Origin of the sequence: Ideonella lacteola (genome assembly GCF_038066555.1) — a bacterium.
Taxonomy (GTDB): domain Bacteria; phylum Pseudomonadota; class Gammaproteobacteria; order Burkholderiales; family Burkholderiaceae_C; genus Ideonella; species Ideonella lacteola.
The window spans coordinates 28116-51778 of record NZ_JBBUTG010000007.1 but is presented as its reverse complement, the minus strand read 5'-3'; the positions used below and the strand labels follow the sequence as shown (position 1 = coordinate 51778).

Genomic DNA, 23663 nt, shown 5'->3' with positions numbered 1-23663 from the left:
TCAGCAGCGTCGTTGCCGCGATGCAGGTATGGTGGCCAGGCTTGGCGTCGATGCAGTCTACGGCGGGCGCCCCGACCGTTCCATGGAGCGATGTGATTCGGAGGCTGCTCGCCGAGGCTGACGGCCTGCAGGCGGCTTGCGAGTATGCACTGGCCTGCGGCCAGCCTCTGTTGGCCACGGCCATTGCGGGACGTCTGCTGGAGCGGCGCATGGAGCGTGGCTGGCTGGCCGCCGCCTGTCGCGTCGCCTACGAGGCTGCCGATCTGTCATTGGCGTCTGCATGGGCCGGGAAACTGGCGGCGATAACCCCGCCCAGCGACGCGGACCGCGCTTTGATGGCGGCGATAGCAGGCCGAATCGAGCTATTGGCGAGACTGGATCGGCCTGGGCCTGCGCGTCCGGGATGGACGCAGGAGCCTCGCCGCGTACTCGCGATGCTGGCGTTCAGCATGCCTTTCACGTCGAATGGTTACGCGACCCGCTCAAACGGGCTGTTGTCGGCCGTGCGCGCGGCCGGCTGGGACGTTCAGCCTTTCACACGTCCCGGATATCCGGCGGACGCCGACCGCCAGTGGGCGGGCATTGAACTGCCGGTATTCCACGATGTCGGCGTTCTGCGCTACCGTTCTTTGCCCCAGCCCAGCCGCCGTGAATTGGGGCTGATTCCCTATCTGCAAGCCGCGGCCGACCAAATCGGCCGGACGATCTCCGAGCTTAGGCCGGGGCTCGTGCACGCGGCGTCCAACTACACGACAGCGCTGCCGGCGTGTGTCGCCGCGCGAGAGCAGGGCCTGCCATTCGTCTACGAGGTACGCGGCTTCTGGGACGTCACGCGGGCCTCGTCCGACCCAAAGTTCGCGCGATCGACCGAATATCGCTACCTGCAGCTGTTCGAACGGGCCTTGCTGCAGAAGGCGGATTCCGTCATCACGCTGACCGAAGCCATGAAGGACGAATTGGTGCGGCGCGGAGCGCCGGCTGACCGCATCGTAGTAGCGCCGAACGCCGTGGACGTTGACCGGCTAGTGCCTGTGCCGCGAGACATGGGCCTGGCCAACCAACTTGGCCTCCCTGAAGGCATGCCGGTCATCGGCTATGTTGGATCCTTCGTCGACTACGAGGGGCTGGATGATCTGGTCGAAGCCTGCGCCATCCTTCATCATGCCGGCCGGCGCTTCCGGCTGTTGATGGTTGGGGATGGCCTGGCGTGGCCAGACATCCTCCGCCGTATCACGGAGGTCGGCCTCCACGGATGCAGCATCCTGCCGGGCCGCGTTCCGCACGACTACGTGCCTGCGTACTACTCGCTGATGGACCTGTGCCCTTTTCCGCGCAAGCCGTGGCCGGTTTGCGAACTGGTGTCGCCGCTCAAGCCCTTTGAGGCCATGGCGATGGGCAAGGCCGTGCTGGTCTCCAGTGTCGCGGCCCTGGCCGGGTCGGTCATTGAGGAGGTCAATGGCCGCGTCTTTGACAAAGGCGACCCTTCCGCGCTGGCCAAGGTCCTGGCGCGGGGACTGGACGACCTCCAAGCTGCGCGCGAGTTGGGCCTGCGCGCCCGCCAATGGGTGACCGCCGAGCGTACCTGGCACACCTCGGCGCGGGCGGTTGAGCGCGCATACGCGCTGGCCGTTGTTCACCGTGGCGCCGCAGGTTGAAAAGTCCGTCGGCGATAATTGTCTGTTGACTAGACATCTGCGATGAAAGTTCTGACTGTTTTCGGCACCCGGCCCGAAGCCATCAAGATGGCGCCCTTGGTCAAGCGACTGGAGCAGACACCAGGCGTCGTGAGCCGCGTCTGCGTGACCGCACAGCACCGGCAGATGCTGGACCAGGTGCTCGACCTTTTCTCCATCCGCCCAGATCACGACCTGGACCTGATGCGACCCGGGCAGGACCTGTACTCGATCACCAGCGGAATCCTCCACGCGATCCGAGCCGTCTACGAGGCCGAGCAGCCCGACATTGTGCTGGTGCACGGCGACACGACGACCACCTTCGCCGCCACTCTGGCGGCGTTCTACCAGCGCATCCAGGTCGGACATGTCGAGGCGGGCCTCCGCACGGGCAACCTGTATTCGCCCTGGCCAGAGGAGGCCAATCGCAAACTGACGGGAGCACTGGCGGCGGTTCATTTCGCGCCCACGCAGGCGGCACGCGACAACCTGTTGCGCGAGAATGTGCCCTCGTCCTCCATCGTCGTCACTGGCAATACCGTGATCGACGCGTTGATCGACGTGAAGGCCCGGCTTGATGCGTCGGGGCCGCTGCAGGCTGAGATGGCGGCCCGGTTTCCTTTCCTGCGCAGCAGCAGCCGCATGGTGCTGATCACCGGTCACCGGCGCGAGAACTTCGGTGGTGGCTTTGACCGCATCTGCGAGGCCATTGCCGCCTTGGCCAGTCGCTACCCGGACGCCGATCTCGTCTATCCAGTGCACCTGAACCCGAACGTCCAGGAGCCTGTGCGCCGTTTGCTGTCGGGTTTGCCTAACGTGCACCTTATCGAACCGCAGGATTACCTGCCCTTCGTCTACCTGATGGCCCGCTCAACGATCATCCTCACGGATTCCGGAGGCATCCAGGAAGAGGCTCCGGCACTGGGCAAGCCCGTGCTCGTAATGCGCGACACGACCGAGCGTCCCGAAGCGGTCGAAGCCGGCACGGTCGTACTGGTGGGCACTGATGTCGAGCGAATTGTTTCCGGGGTGAGCCGCCTGCTGGACGATGCAGTCGAGTACCAGCGGATGAGCTACGCCCACAACCCCTACGGCGATGGCCACGCCTGCGATCGGATCGTCGCCGAGCTGCCGAATCGCGTCCAACGATTGACCTCATGACCATGACCCAGCAGAAATTCGCTTCCATCTCGATGATCGGGCTCGGCTACATCGGCCTGCCCACCGCAGCGATGTTCGCTGCGCGGCGAGTCAAGGTCGTCGGCGTCGACATCAACGAGCAGGCCGTCGAGACCATCAACCGAGGCCAGATCCACATCGTCGAGCCCGAGCTTGACATGATCGTCCACAGCGCGGTGACCCAGGGTTTCCTGCGCGCCACGATACGCCCAGAAGCGGCCGACGCCTTCCTGATCGCTGTACCGACCCCGTTCAAGGGCGAGCATGAGCCGGACGTCAGCTTCGTGAAGTCGGCAGCCGAATCGATCGCTCCTGTCCTGCGTCCTGGCAACTTGGTGGTGCTCGAATCGACTTCGCCGGTGGGAACGACGGAGCAGATGGTGGATTGGCTCGCCCAGGCACGCCCCGATTTGCGCTTCCCGCAGCAGGGCCGCACCGAGTTCGACGTCAATGTCGCCTACTGCCCTGAGCGAGTGCTGCCGGGGCAGGTGGTGCGGGAGCTGGTCTCGAACGATCGGATCATCGGCGGACTGACGTCCCAGTGCTCCGCGAGAGCCGTCGAGTTGTACAGCACCTTTGTGGAAGGCCAACTGCTCGTCACCAACGCTCGTACCGCGGAGATGTGCAAGCTCACCGAAAACTCGTTCCGCGACGTGAACATCGCGTTCGCCAACGAGTTGTCGCTCATTTGCGACCGCATCGGCATCGACGTCTGGGAGCTCATTCGCCTGGCCAACCGGCATCCCCGTGTCAATATCCTCCAGCCAGGTGCCGGAGTGGGCGGCCATTGCATCGCGGTGGACCCGTGGTTCATCGTGGACAAGACGCCCGATCTGGCTCGCCTGATCCGTTCGGCGCGCGAGGTCAATGACAGCAAGCCGGGCTGGATCTCCCAGCGAGTGCGGGCTGCGATCGCGGCCAAGTCCGCACGATGCGGCGGCGAAGACAAGGTCACCGTGGCCGTGCTGGGGCTAGCCTTCAAGCCCAACATCGACGACCTGCGCGAGAGCCCGGCGCTGCACATAGCTGAAGACCTCCTGCGTTCGACGGATGCGCGTTTCCTCTTCGTGGAGCCGAACGTCCAGCGCCTGCCACGCACACTCGGGGCCGCTGAGTCGACTCCGCTTGAGATCGCGCTGTCCCAAGCCGACGTCGTGGCCGTCCTGGTCGCGCACAAGGAGTTCTCGTCACTGCAGACCAAGCTGGCTCCGGAACAGGCAGTCGTGGATGCAGTCGGCATCCTGCGCGTCTGATGGTGCGGGCACCGACCATGGCGTCGTCGACGGCGGGTGCTCTCTCGACCCCTCAGACCGTTTTCGAGGTCCATGCAGGTCCCTCGACCTTCCGGATGGTGCTGCCCCATGCCGCGACGGACTACATCCAGAAGAAGCTTGCGACGACGCATGAGCCATACGAGCATGAGATGCTTGCGGACATGGCTGCCCGGCTGGCGACTGGCGATGTCGTCATCGACGTCGGGGCCAACGTAGGCAACCACTGCATCTACTTGGCCGCCGTTGCCGGCTGTCGGGTCGAGGCGTTCGAGCCGAACGAAGCGCTGTGCGAGGCCATCCGGGCCAGTGCCGCACTGGCGCAGCCGGCATTGCCGGTGACGGTGCACTGCTTGGCGCTGGGGCAGAGCAGCTCGACGGCCTCTTTCGAAGCCGATAAGCCGGACAACCTCGGGGCGCAGAGCCTCGCGATCGGCGCCGGGACCATCCAGGTCGCCAGGCTCGACGATCTGCAGGTGGCGCATCCGGTGCGAGCCATGAAGATCGACGTCGAGGGCATGGAGATCGACGTGCTGGAAGGCGCTGCTGGCCTGATCGCGACCGATCGGCCGATGCTCTACATAGAGTGCATTTCCGACAAGGCGTTCAGGCAGGTGACGCGCTGGCTGGAAGCGCGGCGCTACGTCTGCTGGGAGACATTCAATGCCACCCCGACACATCTGTTCCGGCCGATCGAATCCGTGGACATCGACGAGCGGCTCGCACGGATGCAGGCCAAGGCGTTCCACGAGACCTATCGCACCGGGCTGCTGCTGACATCTGTTCGCTCGCGGCTGACGACCGCACAAGAAGCGGAGCGGAAAGCGCGCGACGAGTTGCTCAAACTCGAGGTCACGCATGCCGCCGTCGTGGCGACCCATCACAACGACCTCAGGCAGCTCGAAGTAGCCCGCGTCGCCGCGCAGCAGGCACTGGTAGAGCGAGACGCAGCCCGTGCCCAACGGGGCGCTGCCCAGGCAGAGCGAGACGCCGCGCAGCAAGCCCGCGACGCTGCAAAAGCGGCGAGCGACGCAGCGCGCCGGGACCGGGATGGGGCATGCGCTGAGCGGGACAGGGCCTTGGCCGAGCGCGAACTGGCGCGGCAGGAGTCTGACAAAGCGCGGGAAGCCCTTTCGCAGGCACGTGCCGCCGAGGCGGGCGCAAAGCGACTGCACTTGCAGACCCTGGCTGAGCGTGACGCCGGTCAGGCGGTATTGAAGCGGTTGGCGGGGGAGTTGCAGCAGCATCGTGACCGCAGCAAGCGCCTGGTCGACGACCAGCGTAGGCTGAAGAAGCTGCTGAAGGAACGAGGCGCTGTCGAAGAAGAGCTGCGAAACGTGCGTGGCAGCATTCGGTTCCGGCTCGGCTCCGCGCTGGTGGATGCGGTGCAATCGCCAGCGGCACTGATGCGCCTGCCGCTGGCGCTGTGGCGAATCGGCAAGGATCGTCGGCAGCCCATCCAGGACCCAGTCGGGACGGCGCCTGTTGCCGTGGCGGCGCAGGCTCCGGTTACGTCGCCCATCCTGGTCCGCTGCAAGAAGCGGCCGACCTGGCGGCCGGATGCAGATGCATCCAACCTGCGCATCGCCGCACTGGCGTCTGAGCAGACCGGCCGGGATTTCGCACCCGACTGCACCTGGATACCCGTCACGCTGGACACGGCTGCGTTGTCGACACTTGGCGCTGACTTGCTGCTGATCGAGGCTGAACAACTGTCGAGCCTGGAGAGCGGTGATCCGATGTTCCACCGACTCCTGGACCAAGCCGACGACTCCGGGCTCGCCACCGCCTTGTGGTGCGAGGCCGGCCCTCAAAGTGACCCGAGAATCAGCGAATGGGCCTCGCGTGTTGACCTGGTGCTGGCGCAAGACCTCGACAACATGGAGATCCTGCGGCGCAGTTTGCCCGGGATTCGAGTCATACCGTGGCCGCGGGGTGTTCAGCTTCGGCACGACAACCCTTACCTGGCGGACCAGGGCTTGGCTCCGTCGACCGATGAACAGACGGTTCAGCTGGGGAAGCTGGCCGGCGCGTCGGCGGGCAGCGTCGACATCGTGGACGCACAGAGTCAGTCGAACCTGCCCTTGCTGCTGCTGCGCCGACTGGCGCGCGGGCAGCTTCCCGTCGCTACCTTTGCCAGGGCGCTTCAACTGTGCTTCGGAGAACTGGCGATCTCCAGTGACAGCCCCCAGCAGCGGCAACGCGCCGCCGAACAGCGGGGCGCAAGCCCCATCGGCCATGCGGGCTATGCGCAGCTGGCCCTGCGCAAGCTTGCGCAGGAACACACCATCAGCCATCGCCTCGAGGCGCTTGTGCGGGCGTTCAATCCGAAGTGCAATCAGCTCAGCGCACCTCGCGTGGCGGTGATTGCCAACGTGTCGTCGACGGAAGAAGCGCAGCAAGTCCTGGCCGCCGTGCGGCGGCAATCGTTGCAGCCCCAGGGTGTGTACTTACTGCCCAAGCCGCCCCTGGCCGCGCCAGCGCAGCTGACGGATGCGCGGACTCACTGGGTAGCCGACGTGGCCGCGCTGGTCGATCGCCTCGAAAGCGTCGATCTGGTGTCAGTGATGGATCCCCGCGATGGCTACGGCGCTGAATATCTCGCCGATCTGACGATCGCGGCGAGGTTTGGACAGGCACAGGCCTACGCCAAGATCGGGCCGGCTTGGCGCCGCATCGAATCGGCGCCTGCGCGTACCTGCATGATGCCAGTGGCCGTGGCCAGGCGCCTGCTGGCCTCTGCATCAGGCCCGTTGGGCGACTTGGTCGTCGATGGCTGCGAAGTCGCATCGACCGACGGATTCGACTATCGACTGGACGCAGTGGCGCACGCAGCGCCCGCTGTCGAACCGTCGCAGCACGGTGTGTGGCCCGGAGTGCCGTGGCACACCATCGAGCAAGCGACCCTGCCTTCCAACGGCTCCGATGCCGAGATGCTGGACCCGAGCCCCGGCCTCTCATTCGAGGCCGTGCAATGGGCGGCGTGGGTGCCGGCCGTCCAACCCGTGGGTGTGAGTCTGCAGCTCAACGGCGATGTGGTCGAGTTCGAGGCCAGGCTGGATGCCGGCGTCGTCGAGTACGTCTACCTTGACCGGCAGTTCAGTCCCGCCGAACTGAAGGCAGGACGCGGAACCCTGATGAGCCTGGTCGCTTCCGTCTCCGGTGACGTTCGAACCGTGATGGTCTTCTATGGCGCCAATGGAAAGAAGATCTCGCACCTGATGCGGGCGGTCGGGGCGACCGGCGAACTGCAGGTGCCGCCGGGCACCGCCTACGCCAAGCTGGCGCTGCGCTTCCAGAAGACGGCCTCGGGCCGCCTGGGACGATTGGTACTGGCCGATCCGCGACTGCCCCCACGGTGGCACGTGGCCAGTGCGGGGCACCTGCTAGTCGGGAAGCAGTACCCCAGCTACGACGACTTGTACCGCTTCGGTTTCGTTCATTCGCGGGTGCGGGGCTATCGCCGCGCGGGCACCCGCGTCGATGTCTTCCGTCTGACGCAGGACGCGCGCGGCCTGTTCCGAGAGTTCGAAGGTGTTGCGGTGAGCGAGGGAGACTCTGCGCGCCTCGATCAGGCGATCGACCGTGGCGGCTACCGCACGGTGCTCGTCCACTACATGGACCGCACGATGTGGCGGGAGCTCCAGCGGCACCTTGACCATGTCCGCGTCGTGATCTGGGTGCATGGCGCCGAGATCCAGCCGTGGTGGCGCAGGGCCATGAACCACGAGACGGATGCGCAGCGCGACCAGGCCCGAAAGAGCAGCGACGAGCGTCTGGCGATGTGGCGCGACGTGGTGTCTTGCGACCACCCCAACCTGCAGCTGGTCTTCGTGTCTTCCAAGCAGGCGGGAGAGGCATTCTCGGACCTGGGCGTTGCGCCGAATCCCTGCCGCTACCACGTCATCTCGAACTTCATCGATGGTGAACTCTTCTCCTACCGGCCGAAGACGGCCGAGCTGCGCCGGCAGATCCTTTCCATCCGCCCCTACGCCTCGGCCGTGTACGCCAACGACTTGATGGTGGCGGCCATCGAACGTCTGTCGACCCACCCCGTCTTCCCCTCTCTGCATTTCCGCGTCATTGGCGACGGCGTTTTGTTCGAGGACACCGTGGCGCCGTTAGCCGCGTTCCCGAACGTGACCGTGGAGCGCCGCTTCCTGAATCAGCACGAGATTGCCCGGCTTCACCGCGACTACGGCATCTTCCTGGTGCCGTCGCGCATGGATACGCAAGGTGTCTCCCGCGACGAGGCGATGGCTTCGGGGCTGGTGCCGGTGACGACCCGAATCGCCGCGATCCCCGAGTTCGTCAACGAAAGATGCGGGGTGCTGACGGAGCCCGAAGATCCGCAGGCCCTGGCGGACGCGATCTTGTCGCTGCAAGACGACCCTGCTCGCTACCTGCGGATGTCCGAAGCCGCAGCAAACGCTGTTCGCAGCCGATCGGGCCGCGAGCAGACCATCGACCGCGAGTTGGCCCTCATCTGCGGGGTGCCCTCGGAGATGGGGGGGCAAGTGAAGATGCCTGCCCAGCGTGTGGTCGTCTACGGCGACCTCAACTTGAACATCATGGACGGATCGGCCATCTGGGCTGCGTCCCTTTCCGAGACGCTGGCCAGCATGCCGGACGTCGGGGTGACGCTGCTGCTGAAGGCGCGAATCCATCGCACCCAGGTCATTTCACGACTGCTCGACCTGGCGCCCAAGGTGCGGTTCGTCGAGCCGGACACCGAGGATCGCAATGCGGTCATGAATGTCGCCGCCGCCGTGGCGAAGCTGAGCAGCCTCGACGATCAGGGGCGCTTCAATGCTTTTGTCCTGCGTGGTTTCGAGCTGTGCTCGGCCGCAGCGGCGCAGTCCCGCTTCGCCGGTCGCCTGTGGGCGTACCTGACCGACATCCCCCAGACCGATGGGGCGCTGGACGAGGCGAGCTGGCAGCGGGTCGCAGCGATCCTGTCGGCCTGTCGTTATCTGCTTTGCCAGACCCCGCAGTTCCAGCAGTTCGTCTTGCGGCACTGGCCCGAGGCCGAAGGCAAGACGATACTGCTGCCTCCCATGATTCCGCCCCGGGCGGCGTCCAGCGTGAGGCCCGCTCGAGGCACTGTGTTCAAGGTGGGCTACGCAGGCAAGTTCGCGCCCAGGTGGGGCATTCGTGACATGTTCGCCGCGTTCACCACCTTGCGCGAGGGCCTGCCGAGCGCCGAACTGCACGTATACGGCGACAAGATTCACCACTCGAAGGAAGAACCGGGGTTCCGCGACGACATCCGTCGCCTGCTCGAGACGACGCCAGGGCTGACCTGGCATGGCGCGGTGGACCGTGACGCGCTGTTGCGGGCCATTCCGAGTATGAATGCCTGCTGGGCTTTCCGCGACCCGACGTTCGAGGCGGCGACCCATGAATTGTCGACCAAGGTACTCGAGTACGCCAGCGCCAGCGTGCCGACCGTCTTGGCGCGCAGCGCTGTGAATGAGTCGGTGCTCGGCGCGGACTATCCATTGTTCGCCGACGATGTGGACCACGCCGCGCGGCTGCTTCGGCGCTTGAACGACGACCCGGATTTCGCCGCGGCTATTGCCGAGCGGCTCGAACGCGTTGCCGACAACTACAGCTTCGAGGCCGTGGGGCGTCACTTGATGGACCAGGGCATCCTGACGTGAGGCGGGTCCATGCCGCTGATTCTTCATATCGGACTGCCCAAGACTGGCACGACCTACCTTCAAAAGACCTTTGACGGTGCGCGTGCGCCGCTTCGGGAGTCCGGTTTCGTGTACCCGGACTCTGGCTACTACAACCACCAAATCGCGTGGTACGAACCGATAGGCCCCCACTTGCCCTGGTCGGCCAAGCCGGGTTTGCCCGAGCGCTGGCAGAGTCTGCAGCAGGTCCTGGCTCAGGAGGACGGACTGCCCACTCTGATATCGGCCGAAGCGCTGTCTGCCCTGACCCCGGCGGGCGTGTCGATAGTGAAGGCGAGGGTCGCCGCTCGCCGCGTGGACCGAATCATCATCACGTCGCGATCTTTGTCGCTCTCGCTGCCGTCGTATTGGCAGCAGAATCTCAAGCAGGGCGCGTTGGAGGACCTAGAGACTTTCGCGGAGGACGCGTTGCGGACCATTGAAGAAGGTCGCGCGCCGGGGGCGATGTACAGCCATGGCAGGACAGTGCAGGTTTGGCGGCATGTTTTCGATGAAACGCCGATCAGCGTACTTCCGATGGGCAGCAACTTCACCGCCAATTTGCGACGCTTCGCCGACCTTTGCGCGCTCGATCAGCGACAAGTCGATCTGCTGTGCGGCCATGTTCCGTCCGCCTCGCAGCAGAACCTGTCATTCTCGGTCGATGAGTGCAGCAAGTTGCTGCGTATCAACGAAAGAGTGGCCGCTGGCAGATTCGATGCTGCGGCTCGAAGGCGTGCGATGCGCATCTTCTTCAGCCAGCGCGACGACGGACTGAGCTATGAGAAGCCGCGACTGAGCAGCCGGTTGGCAAAGCACGCCACCCGACTCGACGCATGGGCGGATACCATCGTCAGGCAGATTCCTGGCTGCGAGTTGGTGTCATGACCGAAGCGACCCTCCGGCAGCGTCAGCGGGCGCAAGCCCACGCCATGCTCGATGCTGAGGCGAGTCCGGGTGCCGGGGCGCGTGCCGCCGGGCTGTCGGCGGCGGCCGAGCGATTTGATGACCTTGCTTGGGACCTGCTGACTCGCGTCGACGCGGGGCACCGTGATGCGGTGGTCGAGGCGACGTTGCAGTTGCTGGCATGGCGCATGGGCATTTCTCTCGGCGAGCTGAAAGATCCCGATATCGCCGCGATGCCGGCGGCGCAGGCCGTGGATCTGGCGCGGGACTGGGTAGAGACCGCGTTCGAGTGCGCCTGGCCTTTGGCGGCGCTCAGCGTCGTCGAGAGTGCTGGCCCGCATGTTGACGAGATATCGGCCTGGCGCGGTCTGGTTCGAGGCTACCTAGCGAAGCTCGGGCAGGTCGTTGTCCCCGACGGGACTGGCATCTCCGACGCGGCGCTGCTGCTCGTGTGCGCCCTCCCCACGGGGCTGAAGCCCTCGCAGGCTCTGGCGGGCGACCTGCCGCTCGACACCTCTGGCGAAGACCTGGCGAGCCTCCACGGCGGCCGCTCGCGCTCAATTTGGTGGAGCATTGTTGCGTCCGCCAGGGGGCGGCCCGCCCAAGGGCTGGTCTTGGCTCACCTGGCGGGGCATGCAGGTCGCCTGCCGGTCCTCCCGCAAGGCAGCCTGGTGCTGTTGAACCGCGGGCACCTCAATCGCTACACGGCCCGGCACTGGATCGAGGCCCTGGCGGCTTGGCCCGAGATCATTGTGTCGGGCTTGCGGGTCAATGACCCGGCCGTGGCGAGTGGCGACCTCATCCAGGCGCTGCAGCGGCACCAGCCGATCGCAGTCGACGATGTCTCGTCTTTGCTGCTCTTGCGCGAGTGGGGTATCGATGCCGTGCTCGACGGCGTCCAACGTCACCCCGCGCCCCTGTCGGCTCGAGATGGCTGGGCGCGAGGTCCGGTCGCGCAGGCGGAACAAGGTTGGTGGGCGCATCTGGCCGGATGGATGGCGAACCAATCGGCGCCCAGCGGTTCTGCCGTCAAGGCCGAGTGGTTGCACTGGCTGCAGGACGCGCGTGCGCGCCGCAAACCGTTGGACGTGCGTGCCTGGACGCTGCCGTTGCCACATCCGATCGAGTCGATGTTGACCAACGTGTCATCTCGTCGGATTGCCCAAGTCGCGTCTGGCGAAGCCGAAGTGATCGAAGTTGCCCTGGCCGTCGATGAAGAACTGGCCGAGTTCCTGCCAGTCGTGATCGAGAGTTGTCTGGAGCACGCTACCCAACCCCTTCGGTTCCATGTGCTGGCACGGCACATCGGCGAGCCGACCCTTCGCGATTGGCAGCGTCTGTTCGATCGCCGTGCTGAGGTGATCGTGTACGACTTTGCCGGTGTCAGCTACGGCGGACAGTTGCACCTCATCAGCCACACCACGGTATCGACCCTCGATCGATTGACGCTGCCGCTGCTCTTGCCGAAGTGCCGGCGTGTGATCTACCTGGACATCGATCTGGTGGTGCTGGGCGATCTCGCACCGATGTGGCAGCTTGACCTTGCCGGCTGCCCTCTCGCCGCCAAGCCGAGCAGCTCGCCCGGCATGAGATGGGGAACCCAGATGCTGTACCGGGCCCTAGGTGCGCTAGACACCGTCAGTGCCCAGGGCGCCAGGCAATGGTTGCACGAAACGGGCCCCATGGCATTCAGGACATTCAACGCTGGCGTGCTGCTCCTCGATCTTGAGCGCATGCGCCAGGACGGGGCGGTGCCAACCCTGCTGTCCTTCGTCGAACATTGCGGTATGAACGACCAAGACGCGCTGAACGCCTACACCCGCCATTGCTACCTTCCGCTGGCCCCCGAATGGAATGCCGCTCCGCGGCAAGATTTGACGCAGGGTGCCCGGATCATTCACTTCGTCGGCCCTGTGAAGCCGTGGCATGACCTTTACATCAGCCGCAAGCCCGAATTCGACCGCGTGCGCGCGCGCTTGCGGGCAAGACGCGAAGAGCCTTGAGATGACCACGCGCGCGACACTCGTCAGCTTCGCCTACGGCGGCGACTATTACCACGAGTCTGCCAAGAGTCTCAGGGCAGACTGCGAAGCCCTCGGCGTCGCCAGCCACATCGTCCGCGCCGACCTGCCGGCCGGCACCACCTGGATCGATGCCTGCCGCCACAAGGTCCGCTTCATCGCCGAATGCCGCCGAATGCTCGACACGCCGCTTTGGTGGGTCGACGTCGACTGCCGTTTGCGCAAGCCCTTGCCGGGCTTGGGCGACGGCGTCGATCTGGGATTCTTCCTGCGTGGCTTTCGCGACCTGCGTCAGTTCGACCCCGTTGCCTTGCCGCGGTTCATCCAGCCATCCATCCTCTACTTCGGCCGGGGCGAATCCGCGCAGGTGTTCATTGACCGCATGCTCGCGCTGGAAGAGAAGCACTCCGGCAGTGCCACCGACGACTGGTTCCTTCATGAGGCCTGGGTCGGCATGCCGTCGGTGCCGTCGACCTTCGTGATGCCACCTTCGTGGATACAGGTCGACAGCGAGTGCGCCCCGCAGGCGATCTTCGATTTTGGTCGCAGTGGCAACGCAACCGAGTTCAAGGGCCGCGCCGAGCAGCATCAGGTCGAACTGTGGTCGGCGCCTCGCCGCAAGTCCCTGTTCATGCGCGAAGCCTCCGAGGCCATGCGCAAGGACAACGCGACCGAGGCGAAGTTCTTCCTGCGCAAGGCACTGGACGCCGATCCGATCGACGAGAACCTGGCCTACCGCGTGGCGCGCGGATGGCTGCACGACGGACGCCGCGACGAAGCCGAAAGGGTGCTGACCAGGCTGCCGCCATCGGCGCAGGCCGTCGACCACTTGCGACGCTCCGACCTCGATTCGGCCCTTGAGCGATCCGACTATCGCCGGGCGCGTCGATTGGCCGATCAACTGATCGAGCAAGGCGTCTACTGCGACCGCGCGTGGGCGCAGAGCCGGATGATGCGCATCGACCTGGAGCAGCGGGCCCAGTCGGCGCGATTGAAGCCGGCGGAGCGTCCGCAGCTGTGGTGGATGGAAGGCCCTTACCCGGGCAATTTCGGCGACATCCTGAACCCCTACCTGGTCGAGAAGCTGACTGGTCGTCCGCCGCTGCGCGTCCAGAAGGGGGCCGGCGTCCTCGCCATTGGTTCGACCATCCGCTTCGCCCGCGACGATGCCGTCGTCTGGGGGGCGGGCACGCCGCGCATGACCGACCGACTCAACGCGAAGGCGCGCTACCTTGCGGTTCGCGGTCCACTGACGGCCCGCCTGGTCGAAGAGTCGGGCGGCCGCGCGCCTTCCGTCTTTGGCGATCCCGCGGTCCTGTTGCCGAGGGTGTATCGCCCACGGCCTGCCGCGCGCCGGCATGCGTTGGGTGTGGTGATGCACCACGCGCACCACGGTGCATGGCTGATCGAAGGCGACGTGAAGGTCATATCGATCCTGCGTGCAGGCTACGAAGGCATCGAGCAATTCGTCGACGAGCTTTGCCAGTGCGACCAGATCCTCAGCTCGTCGCTGCATGGCCTGATCGTCAGCCATGCCTACGGCATACCGGCGAGATGGTTCACGGCGGTCGACTCGCCGGATGCCATTCCCGGCGACGGCACCAAGTTCCATGACTACTTCTTGTCGGTAGGCTTGCCGGCGGACGGGCCTTTGCGCCTGGGGCCTGATGACCTGATCCATGCCGGGCTGGGCCAGGGCTCCTCGCTTCCGGTGAGGCCGATCGATGCGCAAGCCTTGCTGGACGCCGCGCCGTGGACGGTGCGGCAGGAATTGCGTTGAGTCGCGTGGACGAGGTGCACCTGGACCGCGCTCAGAGCGTGCTGGTCTTCAACTTCTTCGCAGGCATCAAGCTCCGCGGCATTCCTGTCTACTCCCGCGAACTTGAAGCTTGCTTCCGCCGCCTGGGGGTCAAGCATCGGGAGTTGCGCGCGCCGGCCTGGGTCGCCCGGATGCCGCAGTTCATCCAGAACGTGCTGTTCGTATTGTTCGAGCAACTGGTTGCCCCCGTCGCGCGGCGCCTGTCTGGTTGCGACTTGGCCATCTATCCCTACAACTCCGGCAGCTTCATCGATGCCCTGGCGGGCCGGGCGGTGATGGTGATCCACGACCTCATCCCCAACCGGCGCGACAGCCGTGGGTTGGCCGCGACCTACATCCGTGTCTGCCAGGCGTGGCACGCCCTCTTGCGCCGGCCTGTGGCCACCGTGTCACGCCACACCATGCGACAGCTCAACCGGATCGAGCGTTTTCGCCGCTGCGAAAAGTACCTTTGGGCGAATCCCTTCTATGGGTTCGAAGCTGCATTGGCCCGGCAGCCTGTTCGTCAGAAGGCACCCGGTGCTTCTCCGGTCGTGCTGCTGTGCAGCGGAATTGGGCCGAACAAGGATTGGCGCGGAGCGCTGAACCTGCTGCGGCACTTGCCTTCCGATCAAGCCCTGGATGTGCGCGTGCTGGGCTTCGGCGACGATGTGGGGCTGGCCCAGCGACGCATGACCTTACTGCCCGCGCAGTGGCGAGAACGCGTGACCTTGCTGCCGCGCCTGAGCCTGGACGAAACCGTCGTCGAATTTCTCAACAGCGACTTGGTGTGGGTCCACTCACGCAACGAAGGCTTTGGACGACCGGCCATGGAGGCGCGCATGTGCGGACGCCCTGTGGTGGCGTCTGACATCGGCGCTTTCCGCCAGTTGCGGCGCTTCCGACACGTCCACCTGTACCGCGACGAGGCCTTCGACCGCGCGTTGAAGGCGGGACTGGAAGATGCCCGGGCGGGGAACGTGAACCGGTCTTCCGCCAGATCCTTCAATCAGCAGCTGGAGGACGAGGTGACCCGCTTCCTTGCGGGCCGTCCGTGTCCCCGCCGGCGCTAGCGACCGCCGGTCACCCGCAGTTTGCGCTTGTCGCCGTTGAGTGCGTTCATCGGGCCGGACAGCCGATCGGCCTTCCCGTCGAAGCGGCTTTCGCCGACGGCATTGGGCGCATTCCCGCCGACGAAGCTGACCCCGCCTTGGGCGGACAGCTTGCTGAAATCGAAGGGGCCGGCCGCTTGGGTCGGCAACTCGAGGTGGACCAGGTCGCCGCGGTGATTGGTCGAACGGATGTCGCTGCCGCGGATCGACCCCACTGGCGCGCTTCGGCCGGCGCCCAGCGTCTCCGTGATGTAGACCGCTGATCGAACGGCACGGTCGGCGGTTACGTTGCGGACCTGACCGTTGCCGCAGCCGGCGAGGTAGACGACGTCGTGGCATGACGCCGCCGACTTGTCTGCCGCTGCCTTGATGTCCTCCACGGTGAAGTCGTTGACGACCTCCAGGCGCACGGCGTCTTCATTGACTGAGATCTTGCCGCCAAATCCGCAATCGAAGATCGACAAGCCTCGCACCGTGGCGCCGACGACCGCCGCGTCAGCAACGTCTTCGGCCTTGCCTGCGCTCCAGAATTTGACGCCGCACTTTCCGGGGCGGCGGATCGTCCCGTCGCTGATGCGGATGTTCTTGTTCGGCGCCTCGTTGGGATTGGTGGAGCCGCCGATGCGGATGGCATGCTCGCCCGAGTCCTCGATGCGGAACTTCTGCAGGACGAAGTTCTGCACGCGGGCTGCGAGCACGGCGTTGTGCCCGGGGTCCGTGCGTGCGTTCGAACTCTTGGTCTCCGCCACCAGGCCGTCGATCAGGCAATCCTGCGTGTTGTGCACGAGCATGCCGCACACGAACTGGCGCAAGCGCATGTCGCTCACTCGCACGTCGACCAGCGCCGCCATTTCCCCAGGCTTCGCACCCGAGCCGATGATGGCCACGGGTCGATCGACACCGGCGATCGAGCAGGCCGTCATGCGCACGCGGCTGCCCCGCACCTGGATCAGGCCGTCGCTGTTGTCATTTCCGCCGTTGGCGAACTGCCGCTCGGCGCTCACCTGCAGACGGTCGACCAGCGTGTCCTCGACGAAGGTCACCAGACGATCGCAATGCGCCGAGGACGCCAGCATCAGGTTCATGCCCAACACTTCCGACTTTGCGCCGAAGCGAATGAGCACGCTGTTGCCTTCGATGGTGCCGTCATAACGCACGGTCGTGCGGCCGAAGTCCCACCGCGTGTCCGAAGGCAGGTCGAACATGTGTCCGCCGGCCAATGCCAGGGTGCGCTGCCCCGTCGGGAAGCGCACCACCTTGGGCCCGGACGTGGTCCGCAGTTTGGCGATCAGCGCCTCGAACGCCTGGTCTTCCGGCTTGCCGTCGAGCTTGAGGAATTCGCCGGCATCGATCGTGCTGCCTGACTGGGCGAGCAGCCTCAGCGGCATCATCGGCCCCAGCAGGGTCCCGGCGCTCAAAGTCTGGACGAAACGGCGTCTTTGCATGGTGGTCCTCGGCGAAATCGGGGGTGGCGATGAATCCGGCAGGCGTGGCGACACGGCGCAGTCAGGAGGCCGTTTCCTGGGCGACCGGGCGAGCGGCCGGCGCGAAGCGGTCGACGATGCGTTGCAGCATCAGCTTTCCGAACGCGGCGTTGGCGTGATAGAGGTCGCGCGCGTTCTCGTTGCGAAAGCGTTCGAGCATGAAGCCTTGCTTGTCCAGACACGAGGGATCGATGTCGACGATCGGCACGTCCATCGATGCCAGCTCCGCCATAACGTACTCGCGGTACCAGCGGTGGACATGCTGGACGACTTCGATGCCGATGCGCATCACCGACGGATGCCGGGCGAATGGCCACGGCGAGTCGATGACGAACACGGGACTGTTTCGTCTCACGACCCTGATGAACTCCAGTGTCTGACGCACGTCGTCTTCGACGATGGCGCGCAGCATCCCACGGGAAATGGGCGTTCTACCGGTCAGAGGGTAGGGCCTGAATGTGGCGAAGGCTTCATCGCGCCAGACGCGTGCGGTGTTCAACGGCCCGCTGATGCCGATGGCGTCGAAAGCGCCCGCCACGGACGGAACCTTGCGCACGCGCTTGCGGAAGTCGGCGTCGAGGATCTCCGCGTGGTCGCCGCGATCGGCGAAGAACGGGGCCCGCAGGAGATGTCCCCGCCCAAGCGCTTCCAGCGTGAAGTCGATGGGCCAGGTGTTCGGCGAGTCGGGCTGCAGGAGGGCGCGACGAAGGGCGCCCAGGTGACTGTCACCGGTCAGGAAGACCTTCACGCGCGCTCTCCGAATGCCGCAAGCAGCTCCTCGTCGCAGACGACATCGTCATCGTTCAGATCGCTGCGCGCGGCGGTGTCGGCCGGCGCTTGTGCCGCAGGGGGGATGTGCTCCTTGAAGAACTGGCGCATGACATGCTCGACGCCCGATTCGACGACCGTGCGCTGGTCGGGGTTGTAGAAGGCTCCGCGCATGAAGGTGGATGAAATGATCTCGTAGGAAGGGAAGTAGTCGACGTACTCGCGGCTTTGGGCCAGGTGCCCCGCGACGGCTCTGAGCACCGACTTCGAGTAGGACGTCGCGACGGCGACGTGGTCCGGCGTCGCCGTCGCCATCAACGGCACGGGGCTGACGGTCAGCAGGAACCGCATGCGCGGATTGATCTGGCGAACGCGCTCGATGAACGACTCCATGTCGGCCAGGACTTCGGTGTAGCTGAGGTTCGCGAAGACGTGGCGCGCCGGATCGAAGGTGCCGCCGCTCGTGCCGGGGCACACCGGATAGGCGGCACCGTCGATGCGCGAAATCCATGCCTCTGTCAGGCCCAGCGTGAAGACGAAGAGATCACAGCTTTCGAACAGCTGCCGCACGGCCGTCAGGTGAGCCGCTCGCAATGCCAGCACTTCGTCAACGCAGGTCAGCGGTTGCGGCTCGATCGTTGGTCTGAAGGCGTCGACCCACCCGGTGCCGTGGCTCCATGCCACCTCCTGCGGCTGGAACTCTTCGAAGGCCTGTTGCACCAGTTGGAGCAATTGGCGCGTCGTATACACGTTCCCGTAACGCGCGGAGTACATCCCGTAACCAAATTCAAGGTGACGCTCCGGCGCCAGGAAACTGGGCGCCGGCTCGACGTCGACGAATCGGAATCCGCTGCCGCGCAGTCGACGACCAATGTGTTGTGCAAAGCAACTTCCTGCGGTCGCGACCCGGTCACCTTCGATCGTCCATTTGCGCCGGTACCAGTCGGCCACTTCCAAGAAGTGATGCTCCTGTACGGCCTGGCGCCAGAAGGCCCACGGAGGCTGGCTACGGTAGGGGTGGTCGCTCTTGGCGTTCATGGTCGGGTCCGATCGGGTGCCGAGCATGCTATCGCAGTGCAGCAAGCCACCCAGCGAGTGTGGACCGACAATCGCGTATCCATATTCACCCGGCCGATTTGTCTGGCGGCCGATCGTCATGCGTTCGAAAACCCCTGCCGGCGGCGCCGGTGCCATCTTGCGGGCCCAGCAGTCCGACAGCGGCCTCGAGATTCGTGTGAACCCTTCGTTCGTCGGACAGGTGTCGACGGAGTTCGCCTTTTACCTTTACCTGGCGGGCCAACGAATCGCGGCCCGTTGGTATTCCGGCGAAAGCTGCGTCACGTTCTCCGAGGCCTCGGCACCGGGCCGCTATACCGTCACCGCCTTTGCCCGCTCGGCGGACGGCAGTCAGCCTGCCAAACGCATCGGATCCGTCGAATTCGTCACCGGCGGCGGGGCGACCAAGGTGGCGGCGGCAGAACCCCGGCAGGTTCGCTCCGCGCCTGTGCCCCCGCCTGCGTACCCGATGCCCCGAGCGCGGCCGGTCGATGGCGTGGCGGAGCTGGAGGCGGCGGTCGAGCCCCATGCGGAGCAGCGGCTCGATGTGAAGGTGGGTGCCTTTGTGTACCCGCTTCTCAAACAGCCCGCCAAAGGGGACTCGATATTCGTGGTCCTCGGCGGTGCGGTGCCCGACCGGGCCACGATCGAACTCCCGCGCTTCAACCGGTTCAGCTGGCGCGACGACTTTCCCGGGACGTTGGTGTGCGCGGCCGACCCGACATTGACGCTCGATCCGGCACTTCGTCTCGGCTGGTATGTCGGCAAGTCGGACGATGACGTCATCACCGGTTTCGCCCGGATCATCGAGCGCCTGGCCCAACTGCTCGGCGTGAGCCTGGACAAGGTCTACACCTATGGATCGAGTGGCGGTGGGTTCGCCGCACTCCAACTGGCCGCTCGTCTGGGACGTGGCGTCACCGCCATCGCGATTAACGCGCAGACGCAGGTGCTGGACTATTCCGTGAAGCGCAGTGTCGATCGGTTCCTGAGTGCCAGCCTGGGCGGCATGCCGTCCGACCAGGCCCGCGAGCGCTTCAGCACGCGCTTGTCGGCCATGGCGGCATGGCAGCAGCCTCAGGCGGCGCAAGCACGCTGCCTGCTGGTGCAGAACCTGGATGACCCGCATCACCATGAGCGGCACTTCAAGCCCTTTTGCCGACTGTTCGACATCGCGCCGGATAGCGTGTCCGACGACGGCCGCATGGGGTCGCTGCTCTATCACCACGACAACGGGCATGGCGCGGAGCCGCGCCCGATGCTGGGGGCCATCCTCGAACGCGCCATGCGCCTGAAGTGGCCCGGCGACGCGCTGACGGATTCGGACGAGTCTGTCGGGCAGGCAGCGCAAGGCCGGCCGGACGCGAACGCCGGCGCACCGGTGTTTGTCCACATCGGACTCCCCAAGACTGGTACGACCTATCTCCAGCGGACATTTCATGAGGCATTGGGCAAGCCCGACCAGGGGCCGCTGCAGTACCCCGATGTCGGCTTCTACAACCACCAGATCGCGATGTACCAGCCGCTCGGCCGCTTTCTGCCGTGGAAGGCGCGCGAGACGACTTCCGAAGCATCGCAGCGCCTGCGTCGGGCGCTGAATCGATCAGACCCGCGCCCGATGCTGCTCTCGGCCGAAGCACTGTCGGCGCTGAATGCCGAGGGAGTCCACGAATTCCGGACGTTGCTGGGAGGCCGACGCGTCGAGCGCATCATCGTCACAGCGCGACCATTGGCCACGCTGTTGCCTTCGCACTGGCAACAGAACATGAAGCAAGGCGGGCGCGGCAGCCTAGAGGCCTACGCGCGGCGCATCCTCGGCGCGATCGATGCTCGCGAGAGCCCGGCTCAGATGTTCTGCGTGCTGGAGGCGGTGAGGCTGTGGCGAGCAGAGTTCCCCGATGTGTCGGCTTCCGTCCTCGTCATGGATGGTGGACACACGCAGAACTTGTTGGCCTTCGCCCGGATGTGCGGTGTCGGCGATGACCTGCGTGATCACCTGCTGGCCAGCGTCCCGCTTGCGGCCGAGCAGAACTTGTCCTTCTCCGTCGACGAATGCCATCGGTTGCTGGACATCAACGAGCGCATTGCCCGAGGACTGCTGCCCTTGACGGCGCGGAGCGAGGCAATGAACAATTTCTTCGCCAATCGGGAATCGGGCGTTTCGTATGCCAAGCCGGAGTTGCCTCCCGAATTGCGAGCGAAGGCGCAGAGGATCGATGACCAAGCCTTTGCGGAACTGGCCGGCCTCCCTCGGCTCGAGGTGCTGCGAGGCAGCGACCAGCCGATCGCCTCAAGCTGAGGCGTCGAGCGTCACCGGTCTCCTTCCGGTGGCGGCGTTGCACGCCCTCGCTCGCCGGTGCCCAGCAACCCGGCCATCGCGTCGATGGCCGGCGCCAGGCACGCCTCCCAGCGATAGGCGGTGTTCACCAACTCGCGCCCGGCGCAGCCCAGTCGCGAAGCCTGTTCATCGTCGACCAGCAGCCGGTGGATGTGTGTCACCCATTCATCGTGCGAACGCGCCACCACGAGATCGTGGCCGGGGGTGGCTATGAGCCCCTCCAGGCCCACGGTGGACGTGACAGTGGCCAGCCCGTGGGACATATAGTCGAGCAGCTTGTTCTGCATGCCGGCACCAAAGCGGACGGGGCACACGCCGACACGACACAGGCGAAGCACGCTCGACAGGTCTTCCACGACGCCTTCCACATGAACACCCGGCATGGTCTCCAGCCGCCGGGCGTCACGGGGCGAGACGTGGCCGATCACGTGCAGTCGCGCCCTGGGCGACTGCTCCAGAACCCGGGGAAGAATCTCGCGGACGAAGAACCAGAGGGCGTCCCTGTTGGCCATCGAGTCCATGCGTCCAATCAGGGCGATGCCCGGTGGCCGTTGTCCCGCGGGCGGCAGCATGTCCGTCGGGGCCTCGACGCCGTTGGCTGCCACGATGACCCGCTCGGGAGGGACCGTGGTGCCGGCGAACACGCTGTCGCGGTCGACGCCTGAGATCAGCGTGACCAGGTCGAATGACGGCGCCATGCTGCGTTCGAATTCGCGCATTCGCGAGGCTTCCATCCGCAGGATGGGCCCAGTGAGCACAGCGCCGCCGCGAGCATGTCTGGATGCGCGCTCCATCGTCATCGAGATCGCATCGGTCATTTCGAGCCAGCGCGGGCGCGCGGAGGCCATGGCGTAGGGGGCCATCCGCACCAAGTGGCAGCACACCAAGTCATGGTCCTTCGCCAGTCGATCCACCGCGAGCCCGAACTCGCGGCTGCGGTAGTACGCCACTTGCAAGGGTTCAGCGCTTCCCACGGCGGCCAGCATCTGTAGCCAGGATCGCCATTTCGGCAACAACACCCGATGCGCACTGGTGAACACGCCGTCGTCGGGTAACTCAGCCGACAGCTCGGCGGGCGTCTGGCACAGGCTGAGCAGGGTCACATCGTGGTGCCGGGCGGCCGCTTTGGCCAGGTGCCAGATGCGAAGCCGGTCACCGCCGATGACGGGGTACGGCCAACGGGGCGTGAGTAGCAGGATCCGGCGACGCGGGGCCTGCGTGCCCTCGCTCAAAGCCATTTTGGCGCGCGGAATCGCACGATGCTGCGGTAGAGTAGCAGATAGACGATGACGAACGCGAAGATCGAGGCCACCAGCGCCCAGAAGTTGTCGTACATGAACACTGCCGGTACGACGGAGCCGAGGCACAAGGCCCACAGGTAAGGCGTCGTCACCGAGTTGCGTCTGCGTTCGGTATTGCCCAAGCGGCGTCCCAGCCGCGAGTCGAGCCGGCGGAACAGCAGGCTGTGCAGATGTCCCCGGTCCGGGCGGCTGACCGGCTTGTTCTTCAGGCCCCGCCGGTAGACCGAGAAGCAGGTCTCCGCGACAGGGTAGATGCACAGCAGCATCGGAAACATCGGCGAGACCTGGCCCGGATTGCGCGAGAGCAGCAGCAGGCCCAGCGTGCACACGACGAATCCGCACAGGTAGGCGCCGCCGTCTCCGAGGAAGATGAAGCCCCCGGGGTAGTTCCAGATGAAAAACCCGGCCACCGCACCCAGCGACACCGCACAGAAGGCGGCCACCCACAAGTCGCCGACGAGGAACGCCACGTAGCCGATGGCTGCCAGGATGATCATCGCGCACGCCGAGGCGAGCCCGTTCAGGCCGTCGATGATGTTGAAGGCGTTGGTCAGCCCTGTGATGATGAAGGCGGTCAGCAGCAGCGAAGTGATCGGCGAATTGGCCAACACCCAGTCGAGCCAGGCCAAGTCCGTGTGCTGGACTCTCACGCCATCGATGAGGCTTGCCATCAGCGCCGCGATCGTGACCCACACCAGACGCAGGCGTACCGACACCGACCCAGTGAGGTCTTCGGTCAGGCCGATCGCCGCAGCGGCGAGCGCCGCGCCCAGCAGTTGCAACTGGGGCCCTGACAGTTGAGGCGCCGTCCACAGGATCTGCAGCACGCCGAAGCCCAGTGCCAGCGCGATGCCGATGCTTCCCAGTCGCGGCACGGGGTGAACGTGCAGCGCCTGGGGGTCATTGCGCGAGCTGTGGTTGATCCAAAGCACGTGTCCGCCGAACAGGCGTAGCACGACGAATGTGAACAACACGGACAGGACGAACGGCAGGACCAGGAATCTCATCGGATCATCGTCACCAGGCGCTGCTGGCCGGTCCGCGGCTAAACGTCGACAGCGCCCGATCGTCGCTG

The 23663-nt window shown here is 65.5% G+C and carries 14 protein-coding genes; 9 read left to right on the top strand and 5 right to left on the bottom strand.

The window, feature by feature from the left end:
- The first annotated feature begins 50 nt into the window (after positions 1 to 50).
- The 8 genes from AACH06_RS13575 to AACH06_RS13540 all read left to right on the top strand — a co-directional run bounded on the left by AACH06_RS13575 (position 51) and on the right by AACH06_RS13540 (position 15602).
- Positions 51 to 1655, top strand: a complete 1605-nt coding sequence (locus AACH06_RS13575) for a glycosyltransferase family 4 protein (protein ID WP_341426409.1) — start codon at positions 51 to 53, stop codon at positions 1653 to 1655.
- A 42-nt stretch (positions 1656 to 1697) separates the two neighbouring features.
- Positions 1698 to 2834 (top strand): non-hydrolyzing UDP-N-acetylglucosamine 2-epimerase, encoded by a 1137-nt coding sequence (wecB, locus tag AACH06_RS13570; RefSeq protein ID WP_341426250.1) that lies wholly within the window; start codon positions 1698 to 1700, stop codon positions 2832 to 2834.
- On the top strand, positions 2831 to 4105 hold the full coding sequence (gene wecC, locus AACH06_RS13565; RefSeq protein WP_341426249.1) for a UDP-N-acetyl-D-mannosamine dehydrogenase: 1275 nt from the start codon (positions 2831 to 2833) through the stop codon (positions 4103 to 4105). Before wecB ends, wecC begins: the two co-directional genes overlap by 4 nt.
- 182 nt (positions 4106 to 4287) lie before the next feature.
- Entirely contained in the window at positions 4288 to 9786 is a 5499-nt protein-coding gene (locus AACH06_RS13560) for an FkbM family methyltransferase (RefSeq protein WP_341426248.1), read from the top strand.
- 9 nt (positions 9787 to 9795) lie between these two features.
- Positions 9796 to 10692: a hypothetical protein gene (locus tag AACH06_RS13555; protein ID WP_341426247.1), complete on the top strand. Its 897-nt coding sequence runs from the start codon at positions 9796 to 9798 to the stop codon at positions 10690 to 10692.
- Positions 10689 to 12713 carry a glycosyltransferase family 8 protein gene (locus AACH06_RS13550; RefSeq protein ID WP_341426246.1) on the top strand — a complete coding sequence of 675 codons (2025 nt, stop codon included), beginning with the start codon at positions 10689 to 10691 and terminating at the stop codon, positions 12711 to 12713. Before AACH06_RS13555 ends, AACH06_RS13550 begins: the two co-directional genes overlap by 4 nt.
- A gap of 1 nt (position 12714) precedes the next feature.
- Complete coding sequence (locus AACH06_RS13545; protein WP_341426245.1) at positions 12715 to 14511, top strand: polysaccharide pyruvyl transferase family protein; 1797 nt, start codon at positions 12715 to 12717, stop codon at positions 14509 to 14511.
- A gap of 5 nt (positions 14512 to 14516) precedes the next feature.
- Positions 14517 to 15602, top strand: coding sequence for a glycosyltransferase (locus tag AACH06_RS13540; protein WP_341426408.1), 1086 nt, complete (start codon positions 14517 to 14519; stop codon positions 15600 to 15602).
- On the opposite strand, the gene AACH06_RS13535 is transcribed toward AACH06_RS13540, so the two are convergent.
- The 3 genes from AACH06_RS13535 to AACH06_RS13525 form a co-directional block, all read right to left on the bottom strand.
- Positions 15599 to 17086, bottom strand: a complete 1488-nt coding sequence (locus AACH06_RS13535) for a hypothetical protein (protein ID WP_341426244.1) — start codon at positions 17084 to 17086, stop codon at positions 15599 to 15601. The two genes, AACH06_RS13540 and AACH06_RS13535, sit on opposite strands and share 4 nt — an antisense overlap.
- 61 nt (positions 17087 to 17147) lie before the next feature.
- Positions 17148 to 17873, bottom strand: coding sequence for a hypothetical protein (locus AACH06_RS13530; RefSeq protein ID WP_341426243.1), 726 nt, complete (start codon positions 17871 to 17873; stop codon positions 17148 to 17150).
- Positions 17870 to 19051: a GSCFA domain-containing protein gene (locus AACH06_RS13525; protein WP_341426242.1), complete on the bottom strand. Its 1182-nt coding sequence runs from the start codon at positions 19049 to 19051 to the stop codon at positions 17870 to 17872. The genes AACH06_RS13530 and AACH06_RS13525 overlap by 4 nt, the downstream gene beginning before the upstream one ends.
- Here AACH06_RS13525 and AACH06_RS13520 point away from each other — a divergent pair.
- Complete coding sequence (locus AACH06_RS13520; RefSeq protein ID WP_341426241.1) at positions 19050 to 21248, top strand: hypothetical protein; 2199 nt, start codon at positions 19050 to 19052, stop codon at positions 21246 to 21248. The genes AACH06_RS13525 and AACH06_RS13520 overlap by 2 nt on opposite strands.
- An 11-nt stretch (positions 21249 to 21259) precedes the next feature.
- Here AACH06_RS13520 and AACH06_RS13515 read toward each other — a convergent pair whose 3' ends face one another.
- Entirely contained in the window at positions 21260 to 22525 is a 1266-nt protein-coding gene (locus AACH06_RS13515) for a glycosyltransferase family 4 protein (RefSeq protein WP_341426240.1), read from the bottom strand.
- Positions 22516 to 23595 (bottom strand): glycosyltransferase family 4 protein, encoded by a 1080-nt coding sequence (locus AACH06_RS13510; protein ID WP_341426239.1) that lies wholly within the window; start codon positions 23593 to 23595, stop codon positions 22516 to 22518. Before AACH06_RS13510 ends, AACH06_RS13515 begins: the two co-directional genes overlap by 10 nt.
- Between the last annotated feature and the right edge of the window lie 68 nt (positions 23596 to 23663).

Bases quoted from the DNA above. Each gene is read 5' to 3' on its own strand.
- AACH06_RS13575 (WP_341426409.1), top strand. From the start codon at position 51: ATGCAGTCTACGGCGGGCGCCCCGACCGTTCCATGGAGCGATGTGATT.
- wecB (WP_341426250.1), top strand. From the start codon at position 1,698: ATGAAAGTTCTGACTGTTTTCGGCACCCGGCCCGAAGCCATCAAGATG.
- wecC (WP_341426249.1), top strand. From the start codon at position 2,831: ATGACCATGACCCAGCAGAAATTCGCTTCCATCTCGATGATCGGGCTC.
- AACH06_RS13560 (WP_341426248.1), top strand. From the start codon at position 4,288: ATGGCTGCCCGGCTGGCGACTGGCGATGTCGTCATCGACGTCGGGGCC.
- AACH06_RS13555 (WP_341426247.1), top strand. From the start codon at position 9,796: ATGCCGCTGATTCTTCATATCGGACTGCCCAAGACTGGCACGACCTAC.
- AACH06_RS13550 (WP_341426246.1), top strand. From the start codon at position 10,689: ATGACCGAAGCGACCCTCCGGCAGCGTCAGCGGGCGCAAGCCCACGCC.
- AACH06_RS13545 (WP_341426245.1), top strand. From the start codon at position 12,715: ATGACCACGCGCGCGACACTCGTCAGCTTCGCCTACGGCGGCGACTAT.
- AACH06_RS13535 (WP_341426244.1), bottom strand. From the start codon at position 17,086: ATGCAAAGACGCCGTTTCGTCCAGACTTTGAGCGCCGGGACCCTGCTG.
- AACH06_RS13520 (WP_341426241.1), top strand. From the start codon at position 19,050: ATGCGTTCGAAAACCCCTGCCGGCGGCGCCGGTGCCATCTTGCGGGCC.
- AACH06_RS13525 (WP_341426242.1), bottom strand. From the start codon at position 19,051: ATGACGATCGGCCGCCAGACAAATCGGCCGGGTGAATATGGATACGCG.
- AACH06_RS13515 (WP_341426240.1), bottom strand. From the start codon at position 22,525: ATGGCTTTGAGCGAGGGCACGCAGGCCCCGCGTCGCCGGATCCTGCTA.
- AACH06_RS13510 (WP_341426239.1), bottom strand. From the start codon at position 23,595: ATGAGATTCCTGGTCCTGCCGTTCGTCCTGTCCGTGTTGTTCACATTC.